The organism is Algibacter amylolyticus, assembly GCF_014202225.1.
In the GTDB taxonomy this organism is placed as follows: Bacteria; Bacteroidota; Bacteroidia; order Flavobacteriales; family Flavobacteriaceae; genus Algibacter_B; species Algibacter_B amylolyticus.
This window is the reverse complement of the sequence record NZ_JACHGE010000002.1, coordinates 134,553-158,927: the sequence shown is the minus strand read 5'-3', so window position 1 is coordinate 158,927 and position 24,375 is coordinate 134,553. Positions and strand designations below refer to the sequence as shown.

Below are 24,375 nucleotides of genomic sequence, written 5' to 3'. Positions count from 1 at the left end.
GTTTTTTGTGTAGGTAAAAAATCTAGAACATGGTAATTACCACCATGTTCTAGAAGTAATATATCCTAGTGAGGAGATGCTAGGTAAGGAAATGAGGTCAAAAAGGTTTTATCATTTTCGCTAACATTATCGTTAGATAAGCCAGGGTTTTCAGTGAAATCTTCACCTCCAAAAATTAATAATAACTCAACAGTAATAACATCGTCAGCTAAAGCACGTCCAGAAAGTGTATTTGCTGGTTCGCCATCATAAAATGTAGTTGTTCCATCTAACGATACGTTTAAAACATCGGTAGCTAATAAACCAGTAAATGCTGCGGCATCTTGTCCAAGGGCATTCATTCCGCCATCGGCATAAGCAGGACTTAAGGCTAATAAATTAGCTTCAAATTTACTTTGAAATGCTGCACTTTGAGCTGTTGGTGTAGTAACGTTAAATGCATCTTTATCTGCACTCGCATTAAATACCGTATTTACGGCTGGTCTACCCATTTGGTCTTCTTGTGAGTAGGTTCCAGAGAAATCTAAAACAGGCTCCTCCATACTCATATTATTATCATCGTCGTTAGAGCAGTTAAATGCTATTAACGATACAGTTAACGCTAAGGTTAATATTTTTATATTTTTCATAATTTGATATTTTAATAAGGTTATTTTGTTTTATTATTTTCTTTTAGACTCTACCCATGTGTTAATTTTCCCAGAACCACCAATCATAGATTTAGGTACCTCAACAACAATAGACATTACGTTAGTTCCGGCAAACGTATCAGATGCAGAACCTGCAGGTAAAAAAGCAGTTTCTTCCTCGCCATCGCCATCATCATCACCAGGTGTTAAAATTTGAGTGAATCGTGCAAAATCCATAAAGAATGGATCGTCTCTAGGACCTGCAAAAAAGGACATACCACCATTACTAGCAGTTACTGCCGCACCTCCGTAGCTTGAAATTGCTACACTTCCACCAGCTGTAGAAGTCGTTTCAATAATACTATTTAAGCCAGTTTGAGAAGGCGCAACAGGACCAAAGAAATACATTTTACCATCTCTAGGAATGGCTTGAATAACTAAATCTTCAACATTATCTTGGTTGGTATCAATGTTAAACTCAACCATTACATTTTCACTAAATGATGCAGCAGCTGTGTTTGCAGGACTTATTAATCCTTGAATGTTAGCTACCAAAACTAAATTATCTTCATTTTCAGCTTGAAAGGCATAAAAATCGGTAATATCACTATTCCCTCCAGATACTTCTGGCGCGTCAATATGATCGGCCGCAATTACAAAGCAACTAGCTACCGCTACTACTCCAATTCCTAATACTCGTTTTAAATTTTTCATGTTTTTGAGATTTTTTGTTATTATTAATTTCACTCTCTGCCATACCTACGAAAAAAAAGAAATAGCGGTTTTGTTAAAGTTATGTTAAAGAAAAAACCGTGCAGATATTCAGTTAAAAGTTTACTTTTACAATCTATTTGAAAATTGAATTATGAACCCATCATCTGCAGGTTGGATTAAAAAGTTGATGAAAGAGATAGAAAGCAACAATCTCTTTTTAAAATTTGACGAGGCATCCTTTTATGAGTCTTTAAGGCTGTGCGGATTTATTTATGGTAGCAATCTAGAAGTTGTAAGTCAGGTAATTATAGATAAAAACCTAACAGAAGAAGAGCTTTGTAAAACCAATTTATGCCTCTCCTTATATTACATTCATGCCAATTCAAATTCAGAAATCTCTTTTATAGACAGCGTTATTGGGTTTTATACAGATATTGATGAAATTAAAACCTCCTTTTTTAGCGATTTATTAAGTGGTAAAAAGTCTAGTGATCAGCTTGAAAAAATAATACACAGGCGCATTCAAATTGATGCCAATGTACTAACCAAAAACTTTAACTACTTTATTATTAATGCACTTTTGTTTGTAGATGTATTAGCGTATAAAACCTATTTGGAGCAACACAGAATATCTAAAGATTATTTAAAAGACATGGAAGCTTCCATTACTTCTATTTCTTTAAATGTTTTAAATTCTAAAGAAACCAAAAACAAATATGACGATAGTTTAATAAAATTATTTGATGCTTCGTTACGTTATCAGGAAAACCCATATATAGACTACAATAAGGCGGTTAGCAATATTAACACAAACCTTGAAAAACATTACGTTTTAGACTTAGCATGTATGGCGACCTGGAGCGACCAAATGATTGACGTAGAAGAACAGCATTTTCTAGAAAAACTAGGTAACGACCTTAATCTAGGACTCTCTAAAATACATTACTCTATAAAGGCTGTTAATAAATTCTACACCATAAATAAGGATAATATTGCGCTTTTAAGCTCGAAAAACGTCGTACAAAGTTTTTACAATAACTCTAGTAAAATGGTTAACAAACTAATTACTAGAAATAGTAAACGCTTGTACCAAGAGTTAAAGGATAGCAAGGAGCTTATGGTTTTGCTAACACAATCTACTATTAGAGATTTAAATAAAGAGGAACAGAAAAAAGTACAAGAGCAACTCCTAGATATATTTAAGTCTATACCTAGTTTAGCTATATTTTTGTTACCAGGTGGCGCTTTATTGTTGCCTTTAGTTGTAAAGTTTATTCCAAAATTATTGCCATCGGCTTTCGATGAAAACAGGATTGAAGACTAAAACACTATAATTTTAGTTTTTTTCCATTAGCTTTACAAGCACACTAACCAACTAAAATTACATGCAAACTTACACGATTGAGGAAATTAATGACTTGTTAAAAGGTGAATTAATAGGAAACACCACGCAACGTATTGAAGGCCCAGAGCAATTAAACCATGCTAAAAAACATCACATTACATTCATTGGTAGTAGTAAATACTTAAAATTATGGAATGATTCTAAAGCTTCTGCTGTGTTGTTAAATGATAACTTAACGCTAGAACCTGGAGACAATCGTGCTATTATAAAAGTTAAAAATGCCGATTTGGCGATGGCTAGAGTTTTAGAATTATTTAATCCGCCAGCACCAGAGTTTGAAACCGACATTCATCCTACCGCCGTAGTTCATGATACCGCTACAATTGGAAATGGCTGTAAAATTGGAGCCAATTGCTATGTAGGCAAAAATGTAGTTTTAGGATCTGGGGTAACACTTTACCCTAACGTTTGCGTTTTTGATGAAACTACTATAGGCGATCAAACCACCGTATGGTCTGGAACGGTTATAAGAGAACGTTGTGTTATTGGTAATCATTGTATTTTTCATACCAATGTAAGTATAGGTGCCGATGGTTTTGGATATCGCCCAAGTGATGATGGTAGAGGTCTTACCAAAATACCACAAATAGGAAATGTAATTATTGGTCATCATGTTGAAATTGGAGCAAACTCATGTGTTGATAGAGCTAAATTTAGCAGCACCATTATTGGAGATGGCTGTAAAATTGATAACCTAGTACAAATAGCGCACAATAGCGTTATGGGACGCTCGTGTATTATGGCTGGCCATAGTGGTCTTGCGGGTTCTGTAACTTTAGGCGATGGCGTTATTATTGGTGGTTCTGCTTCTATAAAAGACCATACCACAATAGAATCTGGTGCAACAGTTGGTGCCGGTTCTGGTGTTATGAATAACGTTAAAGCTGGCGAAACCGTTTTAGGATATCCTGCTCAAGATGCTAAGGCTATGCTTAAACAATGGGTAGCCATGCGAAGACTTGTTAAAAAATAAGATAGACTTTAACGAATTGTTTATCGTTTAAAATTCACAAGCTATTAGAAACCAAAAACTTCTCAAAAAGACTAATTAAATAAATACTCTTTTCGCTTTCGCGGAATTAAGAAAAGCCACTTTGTAAAAACGGAGTGGCTTCTTTATTTATTTATAAAATTTAAGCTTGATAAGACAATAAAAACAACGTTCTTTGATTACTCCTGTCTGTACAGTTACACCTAGGTAAAATTAAAAATTAAACCTATGGCAAACGCAGATGTTTTCGAGAACAACCAATTTGAAGGCCTTATTAATGGGCTTATAAAAAACAATTATGGCTGCTGCGATAATTTTATTCTACCACAAACTGTAAATGGCCTAAAAGCAAATATTCAGTTTTTTAGTGATGCCGGAAATATGACCTTTTCTGGAATTGGAAATAAAACTGATTTTCATGAAAACAAACTAATTAGAGGTGATAAAATTAACTGGATTGAAGCGCAAAGTTTAAATCCTTTTGAACTGGTTTATTTACAAAAGGTTGAGCATTTTATTAAGTACTTAAATAAAACTTGCTTTACTGCTATTAAACGTTATGAAAGTCATTATTCGAGCTACGAAAAGGATAGTTTTTACAAACGGCATATCGACCAATTTAAGAATGAAAAGGGTCGCAAATTTTCAATCGTGTTATATCTTAATAACGACTGGAAAGATACTGATGGCGGACTACTCTCGTTATATCCAAAATATGGAAACCAAATAAATATTTCGCCTTTAGGAGGCCGAATGGTATTTTTTAGAAGTGATGAAATGGAACACGAAGTTCATGCTTCGCACACCCGAGAAAGACAAAGTATTGCGGGTTGGTTAAAAAACTAAATAAACTATATTTTGGGTGCATTACAAAACTTAGTTGATAGGTGCGTTAACGATTGAACGGCCTGTTTGAGCTCCCCGACTTTTTTGGAGGGAGCGAGTAGTGAAAGCGTGTTAAAACGCCCAAATAAAACAAAGTTATACCTATCTTTGCGCCACATAAATTATAAATGGCTTTTACATTACTTTCTTCTCCATTACAAGGGTTTACAGATTTTAGATTCCGTAATGCGTTTCATCATTATTTTGGAGGTATAGACACCTTTTATTCGCCTTACATAAGGCTTAACGGAAAGTTTAAAATAAAATCGTCTTATCAAAACGATTTATTGCTAGAAAACAATACAACATTAGAGGTTATACCGCAAATTATAACTAACGATGCCGAAGATTTTTTGTTTGTTGCCAAATATGTGCAAAGTTTAGGTTACAAAGAGTTAAATTGGAATTTGGGTTGCCCATACCCTATGGTTGCTAAATCTGGAATGGGTTCTGGGTTAATTTGTAATCCTGAAAAAATAAATACTATTTTAGAACGTGCCCATAAGGAAACGGATATTTTGGTATCGATGAAAATGCGAATGGGTTATGAACATGCTGAAGAAATATTAGAGGTCTTCCCTATTTTAGATCAATATCCACTAAAAAACATTGCCATTCATGCCAGAATAGGCAAACAACTTTATAAAGGTCCTGTAGATCTTGATGCTTTTGAGCGTTGTATAAGCAGTACGAAACATAAGCTGTATTACAACGGCGATATTACAAGTGTGGCCAGTTTTAAAGCGATGCAAAATCGTTTTCCTAGCTTAGATCATTTTATGATTGGTCGTGGCTTAATTGCCGACCCGTTTTTACCACAAATGATAAAAAATGACACCACAGAATATCCTGAAAACCGCTGGGACATTTTTGAAGAATTCCATAATACTATTTACCAGCAGTACGACGAATACCTTTCGGGACCAACACCTATAAAAATGAAAATGCTAGGGTTTTGGGAGTTCTTTTCGCAATCGTGTTCCAACCCTCAAAAAACGTACAAGGCAATAAAAAAAGCGACCAACCCGTTTAAGTACAAGCAGGCCGTTAAGCTTATTTTGAATAACGAACAAAAGTTATCTAGGTAACGTTTTAAATAGCACAAAATCTTTAAAAGAAACGTTAAAAACCTTAATAAATAAGGCTATTGCTTATATATTTACCAAAAAATTTAATATGATGAAAAAACTATGTATGGTACTTGCTGTAATTTTATTTACAGCTTGTAGTTCTGACGATGCCCCAAAAGACTACACTAGCGAAAACGAACAAGAAATTCAGGCATATATTGCCACTAATAATTTAACTGTACAATCTAGTAACAGTGGCTTATATTACATAATAGATAACCCAGGAACTGGTGTTACCCCATTAACAACCGATAGAGTTAAAGTAGCATACAAGGGCTATTTAACAGACGGTACTGTGTTTGATGAAAGCCCTGAAGAAGGCGTTTCCTTTACTTTTTTAAACAGTTTAATACCTGGTTTTAGTGAAGGTATAACTTATTTTAAAGAAGGCGGAAGTGGTACTCTTATTATCCCAGCACATTTAGCCTATGGAAGTAGCGCTAACGGAAGTATTCCTGCTGGTTCTGTAATTATTTTCGATATCGAACTTATTTATGTTAATTACAAAACGGAAAATGAAGCAGAAATTCAAAATTATTTAATAGAAAACGAGTTAACAGCGCAACAATCTGGTACCGGTTTATTTTTCACGATTGATGAACCTGGAGATGGAGAGCAACCTACATTAACAGATAATGTAACATTTACGATTAAAGGCTATTTTACAGATGGAGAAGTGTTTTTTGAAAGCACAACAGCTACAGACGTACAGTTAAACTCAATACTTTCAGGACTAGCTGAAGGTATAACCTATTTTAATGAAGGCGGAAGCGGCACACTCTATATTCCAGCACATTTAACTTACGGAAATACAGGAGCCGCAGGAATTGAAGGAGGTTCTGTCCTTATTTATGACATCACTTTACTATCCGTTAATTAAAGTATATTTTTAATAATATTTAAAAGCCATCTTGTGAAAACAAGGTGGTTTTTTTATACAAACAGTTTAATAAAAAAACATAAAGCTTAAATTTAACTTATGGTAATATTTTCGATAGGCTTAAAATACTTGCAGACATCTACATGCCCTTGTTTTAGAGCGCTGTCAATTTGACATTGAAAAACAAGCATATATTTCGATGAATTATTTCGGCACATTTTTTGAAAAATAATAATCGTTAGTTATTGTTTAATTTTAAAATATATACCTATGAAAACATTGAATTTAATCCCTTTGTTTTGTTTGTTGTTTTTTAATTGTTCAGGACAAGACAAACAACAAAGCGAGCCTCTAGCCCTAAAACCAGACGAAAATATTACGGTTAATAAAGAATATGATGAAAATGGTAATTTAACGCGCTACGATTCCATTTACTCCTACAGTTATTCTAGTAACGGAAAAGTAAACGATAGTTTAAAAATGGAATTTCAGAAGCATTTTAATAGTCATAGCTTTTTTAATGATTCGTTTTTTAATGATTTTTTTGGTCGTGATTCTGACTCGAAACAGTTTCATTCAGAAAACTTTTTTCATGATGGTTTCATGAATCATAATCAACAAATTGAACACATGATGCGCCGCATGGATTCTATTCAGCAATTATTTTTTAATCAGCAATCCAGACCTATTATTCCTGCGGAACCAGAAAATAAAAAACCCAAAACCGAACACATAAACTTTAAACAAATTTAAAGTGTTTAAAAAAAACAAAAACCAGCATTCACACTGGTTTTTGTTTTTTTTTTAAATCTTAATTACCTGTAAGCTCCCAAAGTTCTACCATTTCTAGAGCACGCCAATTTTGCTGACGTTTCGTGTTTTTTGAAGCCAATTTTACTGATTTTTTATAACAATTACTTAGTTGAAATCTTCCCCCTTCGGCCAATTCTTTTTCAATAGGATGCTCTGTTGTTAATTCTGCTATTTGCGCTAGGTTTGAAAATAGTATTACCAATTTACCATTTGGCAACAAGCGCTTTTTGGCTTGTTCGAAAAACTCAGGAAACAAGGTTGCGTTATAATACATGGCTTCATCAATATTTTGTATATCCTTTGATGTTGGTAACCAAGGTGGATTAAATACAATTAATTCGGTTTGCTTATCCCATTTACCAAATAGCGATGCGTACTCCAACTCTATTTTTCTAGAGAGTTTGGTATCTTTTATAGATTCAGTTAAACCTATAATAGCATTAGGATTAGTATCGGTGGCAAAAACGTTTTGAAAACCATGTTTAAGTATTTGAAAAGATAACACGCCACTACCCACTCCTACATCGATAGCCGATTTTTTAGGGCCTTTATAGCGTGTTAACCATCTATCGAATAGTATTAAATGATCAAAACGTGTGGGGAAATAAGCACCGTAATACGGATGGATTTTATTCCGTAAAACCGGAATTACCACTCCTTTGCTATACCATTGCCAGGAACTATTTAGACCTTGTATTTGAACAAATGTTAATATAAAACTACTAGTTTCTGGATACAGCGCTTTTAACCACCCAATAGCTGGTGCTTTTTTTACAGTTAATTGATGGTCTGTAACCTCTATTAATATAAGATTTGAAAGCTTATGATACGCAGATCTATATGCGCGTTGCTCTTTAAAAGTAGTATGTGGCCATGTGCTTTTTAAATGAACATCGAGTGCTTTAAGAAGCAGCAAACCATTGCTATAAAAGGCTGTAATTAATAAGGGTTTACCGGCTTCTAAGGTTTTTATGGCCTGCTTAACATCGGTACTGCCATTAAACACTTTTAAGGGTTGCTTAAAAATAAAAGGTGTTGGTTTGTTTATTGTAATATCTAACATGATAGTTTCTATTTAGTGCGTGAGGGATTGCAATGAAAATCCCACAGCCTGACTGGAAGGAAGTGCGAGGAATTGTAATGTAAAGCCCGACCCAAAGGGGCACGCCCAAAACTGGAATCCAGTACTAGCTACTTTAAATCCTCTTTAATTTATGTTGTGTGATAATTGGAAGTTGCCTTAATGGAAATGCACAAACCTTTGTTGAAAATAAATTGATTTAGTATAAGCCCAAGACGTTTTTTAAAAGCCATGATTTTTAGATTGACACGCCATGCGAAGTAATGACATAAGCAGTGCGAAAGATTACTATTAAATAAGTATTATCTAGCAATCAGGCATTAAGTTGGCCACTAGGGTTTGAAATATAAATTCGGACTCATGTGTTAAGTCTTTGCTTTTCACGGAAGTATTGCGAAAACATGAATTAATATGTACAAACAAATAATTTTACACCAAAGATACCTTATAAAACACCATTACACCTCTAATATTCAAGTAATAGCAAATTAAAAGCTTAACCTCTGTAAATCGCATAGTTTAATGCTATGGTTATGGATTTTAAAAAGATATAGTAAGTGGAGCCGATTTAACACTTGTATAAGACAAAACACTAATGTTAACAAGCGTTAAATAAAAACTAAAACCAACCCTATCGCTGTTATGTTTTTTATATTTGGGGTTCAGCTAATAATAAACCATGCAGAAACAATTACTTAGATTATTGGTATGCCTTTTGGCAGTATCATTTACTCAAGCACAGAAGCCCAAAGCACCATCATCATCAGAGATTTATGAATCCCTACAAAAGCTAAACTTTTTAGGTTCTGTTTTATATGTAGCAGCACATCCAGACGACGAAAACACGCGTTTAATTGCATACATGTCTAACCAAGTAAAGGCAAGAACGGCATACTTATCGTTAACACGTGGCGATGGCGGGCAAAACCTAATTGGCCCCGAAATAAGAGAACTTTTAGGCGTTATTAGAACTCAAGAATTATTGGCTGCAAGACGTGTAGATGGTGGCGAACAGCTGTTTACTAGAGCCAACGATTTTGGCTATTCTAAGCACCCAAATGAAACTCTAGATATTTGGGATAAAGACCAAGTATTAAGCGATGTTGTTTTGGCCATACGCCAATTTAAACCCGATATTATAATTAATAGATTCGATGAAAAAAGAGCCGGTAAAACACACGGACATCATACAACTTCGGCTATTCTAAGTATCGAGGCATTCGATTTAGCTAACAATGATAAGGCCTACACATCTCAATTAAACCAAACGGAACTTTGGCAACCAAAGCGTTTATTTTACAACACAAGTTCGTGGCGATATGGCGGTCAAGAAGCTTTTGATAAGGTTGATAAAAGCAACATGCTAACCTTCGATATTGGTACCTACTACCCTACAAAAGGTTTAAGTAATAACGAATTGGCAGATTTGGCTCGTAGCCAACATTTATGTCAAGGTTTTGGTCGTTTATCACAACGTGGCTCGGACATTGAGTACATCGACTTTTTAAAAGGAGAACCTTTAAATGGCTCGAATAATATTTTTGAAGGTATTGATACCACTTGGAACCGCGTAAAAGGTGGAGGCGCTATAGGTGATATTTTAAATACTATTGAAGCTAACTTTAACTTTAAAAATCCAGCGGTACATATTCCTGGGTTAGTTGAAGCATACAAATTACTTCAAAACATAGATAACAAACATTGGAAAACTCAAAAAACTAAGGAGCTTAAGGCTATTATTGAAATGTGCGCTGGATTGTATTTAGAAGCATCGGCCGAAACGAATTGGGCAACCCAAAACGAAACCATAAAACTAAATATTGAAGTACTTAACAGAAGCGACTTACCCATAGTTTTAGAAAGCCTAAACAATGCCAGCGATTTAAACATAGCTAAAGGTATTACGCTTAAAAACAATGTAAAATATGATTTTAGTGAGGTTTTAAAAGTCTCCAATAACGCAGAACCTACTACGCCTTATTGGCTAAACGAAAAAGGATCTTTAGGCATGTATAAAGTGGACGATAAATCACTTATTGGAAAACCAGAAACGCCACGAGTTTATAATATCGATTTTAATCTATTAATTAACAATACACCAATAACCTTTACAAAACCTGTTATACAACGCTTCGCAAAACCCGATAAAGGTGAATTGTATCGTCCGTTTGAAATTATCCCTGAAGTTTCGGCAAAAATTACAGAGAAGGTAATTATTTTGGATAATGACCAACAACGAGACATCACCGTAGTTGTTAAGGCTGGAAGAGATAATCTTGAAGGCGATGTTGAAGTTTGCCATCCTAACGGTTGGAGTATTTTACCAAAAAAGCAAAAGGTATCTATAGCTCATAAAGGTGAAGAACAATTACTTACGTTTACAGTAATCCCGCCTAAAGAACAGAGTGAAGGCTTTATTGGTCCTATTGTTCATGTTGGTGATAAAAGTTATACCAAAGAGCTTATTGATATAGATTACGAGCATATCCCTTTCCAAACGGTATTGCTGCCTAGCGAAAGTAAAATTGTGCGATTAGATATAAAAAAACGAGGTAATAATATTGCGTATATTCAAGGTGCTGGTGATGTGGTTCCTGAAAGTTTAGAGCAGATTGGTTATAACGTTAGGATTATATCGCCTGAGGATATTACTCCTGAAACATTAAGTAATTTTGATGCTGTTGTTGTTGGCATTAGAGCTTATAACACGGTTGAAGATTTAAATTTTAAACAGCAATTGTTATTCGATTTTGTTGCCAATGGCGGCAACATGGTGGTACAATACAATACCAGCCACCGTGTAAAAGTAGACGCTATAGGGCCCTATAATTTAACATTATCGCGCGATAGAGTAACCGACGAAAACGCCAAAGTTAAATTTTTAAATCCGGACCATGAGGTTTTAAATTTTCCTAATAAAATCACACCAAAGGATTTTGAAGGATGGACTCAAGAACGCGGTTTGTATTTTCCTGATAGTTGGGATAAAGCGTTTACGCCTATCCTATCCATGCACGATAAAGGAGAATCTGCAAAACATGGTAGTTTACTTGTGGCAAAACATGGTAAAGGCTATTACACGTATACAGGTTTAAGCTTTTTTAGAGAGTTTCCTGCGGGTGTTTCGGGTGCTTATCGCCTATTTGCAAACATACTTTCCTTAGGAAAAGAAGATATACCACAGCCAGTAAAACTGAATGATTAATCATGAACGAAGACGCACCTAAACAAAAATGGCATTCGCTTTACACCTTAGTTTTGGTGGCTAATGCCATATATTTTATAATATTTTACCTCATTACTAAATCCTTTTAAACGATGCAGACATTAAATTGGATTGACTGGTTGGTACTTGGCATAACCCTAATTGCTATTGTAAGTTATGGTACGTGGCAAACACGAGGCAGCAAAAATGTAAAAGATTATTTAAGAGGTGGAAACACATCCAAATGGTGGACTATTGGTCTATCGGTTATGGCTACACAAGCCAGTGCGATAACATTTTTATCTACGCCAGGGCAAGCCTTTAATGATGGCATGGGGTTCGTTCAATTTTACTTTGGCTTACCTATTGCCATGATTGTTATTTGCATGGTGTTTATACCCTTGTATCACCGCCTAAAAGTATATACCGCCTACGAGTTTTTAGAAAACAGATTCGATTTAAAAACCAGAACTTTAGCGGCTATTTTATTTTTAATACAACGCGGATTAGCTGCTGGTATTACCATTTTTGCACCTGCCATAATATTATCGGTGGTACTAGGATGGGATTTATTAACGCTAAACATCGTTATAGGATGTTTGGTTATTATCTACACCGTTTCTGGTGGTACAAGAGCCGTAAACGTAACGCAAAAACACCAAATGGTAGTTATTTTTATTGGTATGCTTATCGCCTTTTTATTAATTGTAGATAAATTACCTGAAGATATCACATTTAGTAAAGCCTTAGATATTGCCGGAGCCAGCGGAAAAATGGAAGTTTTAGATTTCTCCTTTAACTTAAATAATCGCTACACATTTTGGAGTGGTATTATAGGCGGTACGTTTTTAATGCTTTCTTATTTTGGAACCGACCAAAGCCAGGTGCAACGTTACCTTTCGGGTAAATCGGTTAAAGAAATGCAGCTTGGTTTGGTTTTTAACGGCCTTTTAAAGATACCTATGCAGTTCTTTATTCTGTTAGTTGGTGTTATGGTTTTTGTGTTTTATCAGTTTAATGAAGCACCTGTAAACTTTAATCCTACCGCTACCGAGTTGGTGTTAAATTCTGAATATGCCGATGATTTTAAAGCATTGCAAGCAGAACAAAAACAAATATTTAGAGATAAACAGAAAATTATTGAAGCCTACACCGCTTCTGACAATCCTGAAACCGTAAAATATATTGCTGCCGCAAATGCTGCCAATGATGAATTACGAAAAGAAGCTCGAGATTTAATTGATAAAGTTTCCGATAGCCAAGATATTAAGGTAGAAAGCAACGATAAGGATTATGTATTTATACATTTTATTTTAAACAATTTACCGCGTGGTTTAATTGGTTTATTATTAGCCGTAATTTTAAGTGCTGCCATGTCTAGTACAGCAAGTGAGCTTAATGCTTTAGGAAGTACTACAACTATAGATTTATACATTAGAAATACCGGAGAAAAAACCGAAGAAGAAAAAGTAAAAGCATCGCGTTGGTTTACATTCCTTTGGGGTGTTATTGCCATTGGTGTTGCCTGTATTGCTAATCTTGCCGAAAATTTAATTCAGTTGGTAAATATTATCGGTTCCATATTTTACGGCAATGTTTTGGGTATTTTCTTGTTGGCGTTTTTCTTTAAATTTGTTAAGGGAAATGCCGTTTTTATTGGCGCTTTAATTACTCAAGTATTAGTTATTGCCTTGTATCTATTAGATTTATACGAGTATATAAACCTACCTTTTTTATGGTTAAACTTTATTGGCTGTATGATAGTAATGGCTATTGCCTGCATAATTCAATTTATAACACCAAAAACTAAAATAAATGCTTAAAACTATTAATTGGGGTATTATTGGCTTAGGAAGTATTGCCAATAAATTCGCAACAGATTTATTAACTATTGAAGGTGCTAAACTATATGCCGTAGCGTCTAGAAACCAAGATAAAGCAGATGCATTTGCTGCAAAATATAATGCAACTAAGGCTTTTGGTAGTTATGAAGCTATGGTTGAGGATAAAAACATCGATGCCATTTATATTGCAACACCACACGCTTTACACAAGGAAAACACGTCATTATGCTTACAACACGGTATAGCGGTTTTATGCGAGAAGCCTTTTGCTATGAATGCCGATGAAGTTGCCGAAATGATAGCTAAAGCTAAAGCGGAAAATGTGCTACTTATGGAAGCACTTTGGACGTACTTTTTACCGCATTATCAATATGTTTTAAAAGCATTAGAGGATAAAGTTTTTGGTAACTTAGTTAAACTTGAAGCCGATTTTGGTTTTCATAGAGACTTTGATGATTCTACAAGATTATTTAATAAGTCCTTAGGCGGTGGTAGTTTGTTAGATATTGGCATCTACCCTATTTTTGCTGCTTTATCGACTTTAGGAATACCTAAAACTATAAACGCGCAGGCTACTTATTTTGAAAATGGAGCAGACTCATCGTGCACCATGCTTTTTGATTATGATGATACTAAAGCGCTGCTAAAAAGTACCTTACTTGAAAATACTCCTACAGAAGCTATTTTTTATTGTGAAAATGGAACTATTAAAATAAATACCATGTTCCATATGCCAACTACGGTAACGTTAATTCCTAAAGGTGGCAAACCAGAAACTATAGATTTTAATTACAAAACAATTGGTTACAACTACGAAACCATACATTTTAATGAGTTACTTAGAGCAGGAAAAACAGAAAGTGATGTGATGACTTTTGCCTTTAGCGAGCAGCTTATTAAAACCTTAGATGCGGTTAGAACAAAAATAAACCTAGAGTATTAATTGTAAAAGAACTCTAGCTGATAGGTGCGCTAGGGATTGAGGCATTTGTTGAAGCTCTTTTTGTGTTGTTGCACATATGCAACACAAAAAAGCGACTGCCGAACGCCCGACCCTCGTGGTAGCGCCCAAATAATGAACAAAAAAAAACGCAACCTTAATAGATTGCGTTTTTTTATTGATATAGGTTATGGCTTACATACCACCCCAAGCTTTTAAAGACTCGGTGTTCATTTTTACATAAGCTGCGTTATCTGCTTTTTTAGCTAAGTCTAACGACGCTTTTGCCGCTGCAATAGCCGTTTTTGTGCTTCCTGCCTTAGCGTGTATTAAGGCTTGTTTTCTTAGGTACCAAAAACGTGGGTTATCTTTTGTCATTTCGATGGCTTTATCTATCCAAACTTTGGCTTTATTGATATCCTTGTCGTTTTCTAGGTAATAGGTTGCAGAAGCGTAGTAAACTTCTAGACTAGGTCCATTCATGGCACCATCTATACTTGCAGTAACTTGCGCATCTGTAGGTACTGTAAAATCTAATCCTACCCATGTTTTTTCCCAAATAAACTCTAATCTAGCACCTGTGCTACTTAGGTTGTTTATATCTATTGTAAAGGATTCTACATTAAAAGGAATTTCGTGAGCCTCTACACTTGTTTTTGCTGCTACGTACTTACCATCTAAATCTTTTGGTGTTCCAGATGTTTCGCCGTCGTTATAAAAAATAACATCCCAAGCATCGGCATTTGGTATAGTAAAAATAGAATAAGAACCTGCTTTTAAGGTTTGGCCGTCTATTACAGCATCTGTACTAAACGTAATTTTTGTTCTCGCATTAGCTCCTGTTCTCCAAATTTTACCGTAAGGTACTAAATCGCCAAAAATAGTACGATCCTTAACACCTGGTCTTGAATACTCGATAGTAACATCTGTAACTCCTACTTTTTGCTCTAACTTAGAGAAAGGACTAGGTTGTGGCGTTGCAATTTGTGCGTTAACACCATAAAAGGTGGCACACGACATGAATAATAATAGTAATTTTTTCATTTTCTCAGTTCTTTATATTTGGTTTAATACTGCATAAAATTAATGATAATTACATGGCTAACTGTTAACAAAAGCTTAAAATAAAAATCGTACAAGACCTCTTTATAACCCCTTAAAAATTAACACAATAGATTTAAACTATACTGCTATTGCAATTTTTGTTTAACTTTTAATGATATTTGTTAAACATTTTGTATTTTTGATGTAAATAATAGAAATCATGGCAAAGAAAAAAACAGTTTCGAAAAACGATATTATCACTTATTACATGGATTACGTGTTGGAACATGACGAGAATCCTAAAACAGTATTTGCCTTTTCCAAAATGAATAATTTTGAAGAAGCTAAATTTTACGAGCACTTTGCATCTTTTGAGGCTGTAGAGAAAGGTATTTTTGAAGTTTTTTTTACAAATACAATAGCCGTTTTAGATAAAAGTGAAGATTACAAAATTTTTGATGCCAGAAACAAGCTATTAAGTTTCTATTACACTTTTTTCGAGAATTTAACGGCCAACAGAAGTTATGTTAAACATGTGTTGGACAAGTATAAAACCGACTTTAAAGGTTTAAAAATGCTTACGGGTTTAAAAGCACATTTTACGCAATTTATTTGCGAATTGGGCATACAAATGTTAGATATTAAACAGGAACAGGTGGAAAAAATTCAAGACAGAGCACTAAAAGAATCGGCTTGGTTACAACTTATACTAACCATGAAGTTTTGGTTGGAAGACACATCGGCCTCTTTTGAAAAAACAGACATATATATTGAGAAATCTGTAAACACCACTTTTGATGTGATTGACGTTGCGCCTTTAAAAAGTGTTATAGACTTAGGTAAGTTTTTATTTAAAGAAAAATTTCAAATGAATTAATAGCCCATGAAAACTATAGACAATATACCAACATCGAAAATACAAAGGGCGACTAAACTAGTAGCTACAGGCGCCAAAGTAGGCGTAAATTACTTAAAATATTACGGCGATAAAATAGTTAACACCCCCGAAGATGCGAAGGCGCGCCTAGATAAAAGTAATGCTACCGATATTTACGACGGCTTAAAGCAATTAAAAGGCAGTGCACTTAAAGTAGCGCAAATGTTAAGTATGGAGAAAAGCATTTTACCACAGGCTTATGTGGAAAAATTCTCGCTAGCACAATTTTCGGTACCGCCATTATCGCCGCCCCTAGTAATAAAAACATTTAAAAAATATTTTGGAAAACATCCAAATGACTTATTTGATACTTTCAACGCAACTTCTGTAAACGCTGCAAGCATCGGTCAGGTGCACATTGCAACAAAGAATGGGAAAAAACTTGCTGTGAAAATCCAATATCCAGGAGTTGCGGAAAGTATTGCTTCAGATTTAGCTATGGTAAAACCAATAGCTATGAGCATGTTTAATATAAAAGGAAAAGACTCCGATAAATATTTTAAAGAAGTTGAAAACAAATTAACAGAGGAAACCAATTATGTTTTAGAGATGCAACAAAGCAAGGAAATTGCTAAAAATTGTGCGCATATTCCAAACCTTTTGTTTCCTAATTATTATGAGGCTTACTCCTCTGAACGTATTATAACTATGGATTATATGAAAGGTGAGCATCTTTCAGAATTTAATGCCAGTAATACGAATCAAGAAAAATCAAATAAAATAGGTCAGGCACTATGGGACTTTTACATGTTTCAAATCCATAATTTGAAAAAAGTACATGCAGATCCACATCCTGGAAACTTTTTAGTAAATAAAGAAGGTGAATTAATAGCGCTCGATTTTGGGTGTATGAAAACCATACCTATGGAATTTTATACACCTTATTTCGAATTAGCAAAGGCAGAAAACATTAACAATAAAGACTATTTTGTTTCAAAATTATACGAACTAGAAATACTTAGAGAAGACGATAGTAAAGAAGAAATAGCCTTTTTTACAGAAATGTTTCATGATATGTTAAGTCTATTTACCCAACCATTCCACCAAGATACCTTTGATTTTTCGGATGCTACTTTCTTTGGGAAAATTGCCGAATTAGGGGAACGCTACTCTAAAAGCACCGATTTAAAAAAGATGAATGGTAATCGTGGTTCCAAACATTTTATATACATAAACAGAACCTTTTTTGGACTTTATAACCTCATGTTCGATTTAAAAGCACAAAACATTAAAATAAATAATTATTTAAACTTATAATGGCGTACTTTAACGAAACCCATATTAAAAACTTAGAGCATTTATATAAAATCAACTTAATAAATAGTTGTTCTGGATATAAATCTGCCAATCTTTTAGGAACAAAATCTAAAGAAGGCAACGAAAACTTAGCCGTTTTTAGTTCGGTTACTCATATTGGTTCGAGTCCAGCTATGTTAGGTTTTTTTTTAAGACCAACCACAGTAATTAGAAACACCTATGAAAACATAAAGGAAACAGGTTGTTTTACTATAAACCATATTCATAATAGCATAACCAAAGATGCGCACCATACATCTGCCAAATATGCTAAAGACATTTCGGAGTTTGATGTTACCGAATTAACGCCAGAGTACAAAGCCGATTTTTTTGCACCATTTGTAAAAAATTCGCCTATACAATTAGCCATGGAATACGTAGAAGAATATGGTATACAGGCTAATAAAACTATATTAGTAATAGGAAAGATAGTTGGATTGTATGTGGATGACACTTTTCTAGAAGACGATGGTTTTATTAACCTTGCTAAAGCCGAAGTCGCTACAATAAATGGATTAGACGCTTATGGCATTCCCAACACAAATAAGCGCTATGGGTATCAGCGCCCAAAAGTACTGAATGCAAAAAGCTGATTACCACTAAATTTTTAACAGTGCTAAACTTTATACTAACACATGAATATTCTTGTAACTGGAGCCACAGGCTATATTGGCAAACGACTTATACCCTTTTTACTAAATGAAGGGCATAAAGTGGTATGTGTTGTTAGAGACCGACTTAGAGCCGATAAAAGTTATGCCGAAGACGAAAATATTTATGTTATTGAAGGCGATTTTTTAAAACCTGAAACTTTAGAAAACATTCCTATTAAAATTGATGTGGCTTACTATTTAATCCACTCCATGTCCAACTCGTCAAAAGATTTTGAATCGCTTGAAGCCCGTTGTGCTACAAACTTTAAAAACTACATTGAAACCACCGAGGTTAAACAAGTAATTTACTTAAGCGGTATAACTAACGAGAAAGAATTATCGAAACATTTGCAGTCTAGAAAAAATGTTGAAAGCCTATTAGAGTCTAAAACCTATGCGCTTACCATTTTTAAGGCGGGCATTATTGTTGGATCTGGAAGTTCATCGTTTGAAATCATAAGAGATTTGGTTGAAAAACTCCCCTTTATGATTGCTCCCAAATGGCTAAATACTAAAACACAACCTCTGGCGGTAAGAGATGTTCTAGCCTTTTTATCTAAAGCTGCAGGAAACGAAAAACTATTTAATAATAGTTACGATGTTTTTGGACCAGAAGTTATTACCTATAAAGAAATGTTACTGCAGTTTGCCGAGGTAAGAGAACTTAAGCGATACATACTTACCGTACCAGTAATGACACCAAAATTATCGTCGTATTGGCTTTATTTTGTAACATCCACATCGTACAAACTGGCCTCTTCCTTAGTGGATAGTATGGGTGTTCAAATTATAGGAAAACCAAGTAATATCAATAAAATGCTTGGGGTTACACCACTTACCTATAAGGAAGCAGTGGCTTTAGCTTTCGAAAAAATAGAACAAAACAGTATAGTTTCTAGCTGGAAAGACTCGATGGTAAGTAGTGGCAGATTAAGAAACCAATTGCACAAATATGTAAACGTACCTAAATACGGCTGTTTTACCGATTATAAAGAACGACAAGTGCAAGATGCTGAAAAAACCGTAAACAAAATTTGGGCTATTGGAGGAAAAACGGGTTGGTATTACGGCACCATTTTATGGCGATTACGCGGCTATATAGACAAATTATTTGGTGGCATTGGATTAAGACGAGGCCGTACAAGCCCAACAGAATTAGATGCTGGCGATGCTCTAGATTTTTGGCGCGTTATTTTTGCCGATAAAAAACAACAAAAACTACTGCTTTATGCCGAAATGCGTTTACCCGGTGAAGCATGGCTAGAATTTAAAATTGAAGAGGGCTTACTAAAACAAACTGCAACCTTTAGACCGCGCGGACTTTGGGGCAGGCTCTACTGGTATAGTGTATTGCCTTTTCATGGATTTATCTTTAGTGGCATGATTAACAAACTCGTTAATGTTGAAGCGTAAAAAGGGCGACTTACCTCAAAAAACGTGTGTAGTATGCCAAAGGCCTTTTACTTGGCGTAAAAAATGGGAAAAGAATTGGAGTAACGTTAAATATTGTAGTGAAAAATGCAGACGCAACAAAACACAGGATTAGTATGGTTTAAAAACGACCTGCGTGTACATGATAATATCGTTTTAAATAGCGCAATAGAAAATAACAACGCTGTTATAGCCGTTTTTTGTTTTAACCCAGATCTTTTTAATACAGATACATTTGGTTTTAAAAAAACCGAAAAATTCCGTGCTCAATTCTTAATTGAAAGTGTTTCTAATTTAAAGGAAAATCTTAAATCTTTAAACATTGAGCTTTTAGTGTTTCACAATAAACCAGAACAAGCAATTTCAAAACTGGTTTCAGAATATAATATTAAAAACATTTACCTTCAAAAGGAATGGACCAGTGAGGAGAAGCATAGTATTAAAAAAGTAAAAGATTTAATTCCTAATAAGGTGATATGGCACGAGCTGTTTAATCAATTTTTATTTCATCCGGAGGATATCAATTTAAACCTTGAAAATATACCGCAAGTGTTTACAAACTTCAGAAAAAAAGTTGAAAAAGAAAGTCGTGTAAGACCTTCTACGTCTTATATACATGCTAAGGAAAATCTACAAAAAAACAACGAAACTAAAATATCAAAACTTACCGACCTTGGTTTTGAAAATTTCGAAAAAAACAGAAATAGCGCTTTTCCTTTTAAAGGTGGAGAAACTGCCGCCTTAAAGCGTTTAAACCATTACTTTTTCGAAACAAAAAAATTAGGCTTTTATAAGAAAACAAGAAACGGCTTAATTGGTACAGATTTTAGTTCAAAATTTTCGCCTTGGTTAGCAAATGGTAGCCTTTCTCCCAGAACAATTTATTGGGAGGTTAAAAAGTTTGAAACAGAACATTTTAAAAATGATTCTACATATTGGCTTATTTTCGAATTGATTTGGCGCGATTATTTTAAATATGTTTCACTAAAACATAACAGTAGTATTTTTAAAATTGGCGGCATTCTTAACAAAAACTACCATTGGAATACTAATAAGACAAACATAAACCATTGGATAAATGGAACAACGGCATCTCCATTTGTTAATGCAAACATGATAGAATTAAAAAAAACAGGATGGATGAGCAATAGAGGTAGGCAGAATGTGGCATCATATTTTTCAAAAGAACTCATGTTAGATTGGAGAATTGGTGCTGCATATTTTGAATCTATGCTACTAGATTACGATGTGCACAGTAACTATGGCAATTGGATGTATGTATCGGGTGTAGGCAACGATCCTAGAGACCGAAAATTTAATGTACAACTCCAAGCCGAACGTTACGATGCCAACGGAAAATTTCAAAACCTTTGGTTACAAGAAACTCTTTTTTAAATGAAAATTCTAAGACTTATACTAGGCGATCAACTCAACATAAAACACTCGTGGTTTAAAGAACCTAACGATAATGTTGTGTATTGCTTATTTGAAATGCGCCAAGAAACAGATTATGTTACCCATCATATTCAAAAAGTTATTGGTTTTTTCGGGGCGATGCGTCAATTTTCAGAAGACTTAAAAGATAAAGGGCACCACGTTGTTTATTACAAAATAAACAATTCGGAAAATACCCAAAGTTTAACCGATAACCTTTTAAAGGTCCTAGAAAAACACAACATAGAAACCTTTGAATATCTAGAACCAGACGAATACCGCTTACACCAACAATTAATAGAGTTCTGCAAAACTATCGATATACAACATAGCGTCTCCTCTACCGAACATTTTTACACCAATCGCAATGATTTAAAAACCTTTTTTAAGGGTAAAAAGCAATACCTCATGGAAAATTTTTATCGCGATATGCGTAAAAAACATGATATTTTAATGCATGCGGGACAACCCGAAGGCGGTAAATGGAACTACGATAAAAGTAATAGAAACAGATGGAAAGGCGATGTTGATATACCTACCTACAAGTTATTTAAAAATAATGTGGATGCTGTTATACTTGACATTGAACAATCTAAAATAAAAACCATTGGAAAGTTTGATACCAAAACCTTTTCCTACCCAATTACTAGAAAACAAGCTTTAGAGCAACTAAAGTATTTCTGCGAAGCACTTTTAATTCATTTTGGAGATTATCAAGATGCCATGCATACCGATGAAGTCTACCTTTTCCATTCACGTTTATCTTTTGCCATGAATGTAAAACTCATTTCGGCTAAAGATGTGGTAAAAACGGTACTTAATTACTACCGCAAACATGGTGAAGATATTAGTATTTCTCAGGTAGAAGGTTTTATAAGACAAGTTATTGGGTGGCGAGAATACATGCGTGGTATGTATTGGGCTTTAATGCCAGGTTTTAAAAATGAAAACCAACTAAATAACAAAAATAAGTTACCCGATTTCTTCTGGACAGGAAACACCAAAATGAATTGCCTAAAACAAGCCATTACAAACTCGCTAGATAATGGTTATGCCCACCACATACAGCGTTTAATGATTACTGGTAATTATGCACTGTTAACAGAAACACATCCCGACGAGGTGGATAAATGGTACTTAGGTATTTATGTGGATGCTGTGGAATGGGTTCAAATTACCAATACGAGAGGCATGAGCCAATTTTCCGATGGTGGTAAAATAGCAACAAAACCCTATGTATCTTCTGCGTCTTACATTAGTAAAATGAGTAATTATTGCGATAATTGCCATTATAATAAAAGCAAAAAAACAGAATACAACGCCTGCCCTTTTAATAGTTTATACTGGAATTTTCTAGATTCTAAAAGACCAGAGTTACAAAATAATTTTAGAATGAAAATGATGTACAGCGTTTTAGATAAAATGAAAGCTCCAGACTTAGCCAAATTAAAAGAAAGAGCCCAACATATAATAGCCCATCAAGATGAATACTAAACCCGAATTACATGTTGTTTGGCTAAAACGCGATTTGCGTTTACAGGATAACGAAGCTATTTATAATGCCCTTGCTACAGGCAAACAGGTTTTAATTTTATATAGTTTTGAGCCTTTATTACTTAACGATCCGCACTACAGTGAACGCCACTGGAACTTTATAAAAGAATCGTTAGTAGATATTAACCACAACCTTAAGCCTTACAACTCCAAAGTATTTATTGCACAATCTAACATTATTGCTGTTTTTAATCAGTTACTTTCAAAATACCGCATCACTAAGGTTTTTTCGCATCAAGAAACAGGCATTTTAGTAACTTATGAGCGTGATAAGAATTTTGAACGTTTCTGCAAAAATAATCTTATTACTTGGGTGGAAAACATTAATAACGGCGTACAGCGAGGTCTAAAAAATCGAGACAATTGGATGGCGTTATGCAATTCGTATTTTGAAATTACGCCATTAAACTTCGCTCCTAATACCAATCAATTATTAAGCATACCCGAAATTGAAGCCATTGAAGCTCATTTTAAAATCCCTGATTTAACCACACCAAGCAACGCCATATTCCAGAAAGGCGGACGCACCATGGGTTTAAAGTACCTAAACTCTTTTTTTAAAGAACGCTACCCGAATTATATGCAGCACATTTCGAAACCAGAATTATCTAGGTCGAGTTGTAGCCGTATATCTCCCTATATAGCTTGGGGTAATTTATCCATTAGAGAAGTGTACGCTCAAGCATTTCATCTTAAAAAAACATCAAAACATAAAAAAGCCCTGGAAGCCTTTATGTCTCGTTTACGATGGCAATCTCATTTTATACAAAAATTTGAAATGGAACATACCATGGAAGAAGCTAGTATAAATAAAGGGTTTCATAAACTTAAAAAAAGTATTTCTAAAGACTATTTAAAAGCTTGGAAAACTGGTACAACAGGCTATCCCATAATTGATGCATGCATGCGTTGTTTAAACGAAACTGGTTATTTAAATTTTAGAATGCGAGCCCTAGTGGTTTCTTTTTTAACTCATAATTTATGGCAACCTTGGCAAGAAGCTACCACGCATTTATCGCAAATGTTTCTTGATTTTGAACCAGGTATACATTTTCCACAATTACAAATGCAAGCCGGAGAAACAGGTATTAATATGTTACGCATTTACAACCCCATTAAAAATAGTTTAGAACATGATCCTGATGCTCGTTTTATAAAAAAATGGTTGCCAGAACTAAAAAATATTGAAACTCCATTTGCCCACCAACCCTACTTAATGACACCTCTTGAAGAACAGTTTTTAAATTTTAAACTTGGAGTAGATTATCCCTACCCTATTGTTGAGCTAGATTCTACACGAAAAAAAGCATCAGACGTCCTTTGGAATCTTCGAAAAAACAAAAAAGTGCTTAATGAAAGTGAACGCATACTAAAAAAGCACACTTTAAAGAAATCAAAATAAAACACAAAACACTACATAACAGATAGTTACACGCTATCGGCAAATAATTCTTATAGCATTACGAATACTTTTGTTTAATCTTTTTGTTAAAAAGATAAACATTTTGT

The 24,375-nt window shown here is 34.4% G+C and carries 21 protein-coding genes; 17 read left to right on the top strand and 4 right to left on the bottom strand.

From position 1 onward, the window contains the following. Positions 1-65: 65 nt before the first annotated feature. Together HNQ90_RS05770 and HNQ90_RS05765 are read right to left on the bottom strand one after the other, a co-directional pair. Positions 66-629, bottom strand: a complete 564-nt coding sequence (locus tag HNQ90_RS05770) for a DUF4331 family protein (RefSeq protein ID WP_144116933.1) — start codon at positions 627-629, stop codon at positions 66-68. 33 nt (positions 630-662) lie between these two features. After that, the gene (locus HNQ90_RS05765) at positions 663-1,343 is read right to left on the bottom strand and encodes a DUF4331 family protein (protein WP_144116932.1); all 681 of its coding nucleotides are present in this window, start codon (positions 1,341-1,343) and stop codon (positions 663-665) included. 151 nt (positions 1,344-1,494) lie between these two features. Between HNQ90_RS05765 and HNQ90_RS05760 the strand changes: the two genes are divergently transcribed. From HNQ90_RS05760 to HNQ90_RS05735, 6 genes are all read left to right on the top strand, one after another. Then, positions 1,495-2,667, top strand: a complete 1,173-nt coding sequence (locus tag HNQ90_RS05760) for an LETM1-related biofilm-associated protein (RefSeq protein WP_144116931.1) — start codon at positions 1,495-1,497, stop codon at positions 2,665-2,667. Positions 2,668-2,728: 61 nt separating this feature from the next. Then, on the top strand, positions 2,729-3,721 hold the full coding sequence (lpxD, locus tag HNQ90_RS05755; RefSeq protein ID WP_144116930.1) for a UDP-3-O-(3-hydroxymyristoyl)glucosamine N-acyltransferase: 993 nt from the start codon (positions 2,729-2,731) through the stop codon (positions 3,719-3,721). Positions 3,722-3,967: 246 nt separating this feature from the next. Next, positions 3,968-4,585, top strand: a complete 618-nt coding sequence (locus HNQ90_RS05750; RefSeq protein WP_144116929.1) for a 2OG-Fe(II) oxygenase — start codon at positions 3,968-3,970, stop codon at positions 4,583-4,585. Between the two features lie 167 nt (positions 4,586-4,752). Beyond that, the gene (locus HNQ90_RS05745; protein WP_144116928.1) at positions 4,753-5,712 is read left to right on the top strand and encodes a tRNA dihydrouridine synthase; all 960 of its coding nucleotides are present in this window, start codon (positions 4,753-4,755) and stop codon (positions 5,710-5,712) included. A gap of 88 nt (positions 5,713-5,800) precedes the next feature. After that, positions 5,801-6,634: an FKBP-type peptidyl-prolyl cis-trans isomerase gene (locus HNQ90_RS18070; RefSeq protein WP_144116927.1), complete on the top strand. Its 834-nt coding sequence runs from the start codon at positions 5,801-5,803 to the stop codon at positions 6,632-6,634. Between the two features lie 270 nt (positions 6,635-6,904). Beyond that, positions 6,905-7,387 carry a hypothetical protein gene (locus HNQ90_RS05735; protein WP_144116926.1) on the top strand — a complete coding sequence of 161 codons (483 nt, stop codon included), beginning with the start codon at positions 6,905-6,907 and terminating at the stop codon, positions 7,385-7,387. Positions 7,388-7,445: 58 nt separating this feature from the next. Here the strand turns inward: HNQ90_RS05735 and HNQ90_RS05730 are convergent, their stop codons facing one another. Then, positions 7,446-8,510: a methyltransferase gene (locus tag HNQ90_RS05730; protein ID WP_144116925.1), complete on the bottom strand. Its 1,065-nt coding sequence runs from the start codon at positions 8,508-8,510 to the stop codon at positions 7,446-7,448. Between the two features lie 697 nt (positions 8,511-9,207). Between HNQ90_RS05730 and HNQ90_RS05725 the strand changes: the two genes are divergently transcribed. The 3 genes from HNQ90_RS05725 to HNQ90_RS05715 all read left to right on the top strand — a co-directional run bounded on the left by HNQ90_RS05725 (position 9,208) and on the right by HNQ90_RS05715 (position 14,520). Further along, a complete protein-coding gene (locus tag HNQ90_RS05725) occupies positions 9,208-11,733 on the top strand; it encodes a PIG-L family deacetylase (RefSeq protein ID WP_144116924.1) in 2,526 nt (841 codons plus the stop codon). Positions 11,734-11,846: 113 nt separating this feature from the next. Continuing rightward, the gene (locus HNQ90_RS05720) at positions 11,847-13,556 is read left to right on the top strand and encodes a sodium:solute symporter family protein (RefSeq protein WP_144116923.1); all 1,710 of its coding nucleotides are present in this window, start codon (positions 11,847-11,849) and stop codon (positions 13,554-13,556) included. Beyond that, complete coding sequence (locus HNQ90_RS05715) at positions 13,549-14,520, top strand: Gfo/Idh/MocA family protein (RefSeq protein ID WP_144116922.1); 972 nt, start codon at positions 13,549-13,551, stop codon at positions 14,518-14,520. The genes HNQ90_RS05720 and HNQ90_RS05715 overlap by 8 nt, the downstream gene beginning before the upstream one ends. A gap of 192 nt (positions 14,521-14,712) precedes the next feature. Here HNQ90_RS05715 and HNQ90_RS05710 read toward each other — a convergent pair whose 3' ends face one another. After that, entirely contained in the window at positions 14,713-15,561 is an 849-nt protein-coding gene (locus tag HNQ90_RS05710; RefSeq protein WP_144116921.1) for a DUF2911 domain-containing protein, read from the bottom strand. Positions 15,562-15,781: 220 nt separating this feature from the next. Between HNQ90_RS05710 and HNQ90_RS05705 the strand changes: the two genes are divergently transcribed. The 8 genes from HNQ90_RS05705 to HNQ90_RS05670 are packed head-to-tail and all read left to right on the top strand — an operon-like array spanning position 15,782 to position 24,268. Further along, complete coding sequence (locus HNQ90_RS05705; protein ID WP_144116920.1) at positions 15,782-16,438, top strand: TetR family transcriptional regulator C-terminal domain-containing protein; 657 nt, start codon at positions 15,782-15,784, stop codon at positions 16,436-16,438. Between the two features lie 6 nt (positions 16,439-16,444). Continuing rightward, positions 16,445-17,755, top strand: coding sequence for an ABC1 kinase family protein (locus HNQ90_RS05700; protein ID WP_144116919.1), 1,311 nt, complete (start codon positions 16,445-16,447; stop codon positions 17,753-17,755). Beyond that, entirely contained in the window at positions 17,755-18,387 is a 633-nt protein-coding gene (locus HNQ90_RS05695; RefSeq protein WP_144116918.1) for a flavin reductase family protein, read from the top strand. The genes HNQ90_RS05700 and HNQ90_RS05695 overlap by 1 nt, the downstream gene beginning before the upstream one ends. A gap of 42 nt (positions 18,388-18,429) precedes the next feature. Next, positions 18,430-19,860, top strand: coding sequence for an SDR family oxidoreductase (locus HNQ90_RS05690; RefSeq protein WP_144116917.1), 1,431 nt, complete (start codon positions 18,430-18,432; stop codon positions 19,858-19,860). Continuing rightward, on the top strand, positions 19,847-19,993 hold the full coding sequence (locus tag HNQ90_RS05685; RefSeq protein WP_144116916.1) for a DUF2256 domain-containing protein: 147 nt from the start codon (positions 19,847-19,849) through the stop codon (positions 19,991-19,993). Before HNQ90_RS05690 ends, HNQ90_RS05685 begins: the two co-directional genes overlap by 14 nt. After that, positions 19,966-21,273, top strand: coding sequence for a DASH family cryptochrome (locus tag HNQ90_RS05680; protein ID WP_144116915.1), 1,308 nt, complete (start codon positions 19,966-19,968; stop codon positions 21,271-21,273). The genes HNQ90_RS05685 and HNQ90_RS05680 overlap by 28 nt, the downstream gene beginning before the upstream one ends. Further along, the gene (locus tag HNQ90_RS05675) at positions 21,274-22,806 is read left to right on the top strand and encodes a cryptochrome/photolyase family protein (RefSeq protein ID WP_144116914.1); all 1,533 of its coding nucleotides are present in this window, start codon (positions 21,274-21,276) and stop codon (positions 22,804-22,806) included. Further along, the gene (locus HNQ90_RS05670; RefSeq protein WP_144116913.1) at positions 22,796-24,268 is read left to right on the top strand and encodes a cryptochrome/deoxyribodipyrimidine photo-lyase family protein; all 1,473 of its coding nucleotides are present in this window, start codon (positions 22,796-22,798) and stop codon (positions 24,266-24,268) included. The genes HNQ90_RS05675 and HNQ90_RS05670 overlap by 11 nt, the downstream gene beginning before the upstream one ends. The last annotated feature ends 107 nt before the right edge of the window (positions 24,269-24,375 follow it).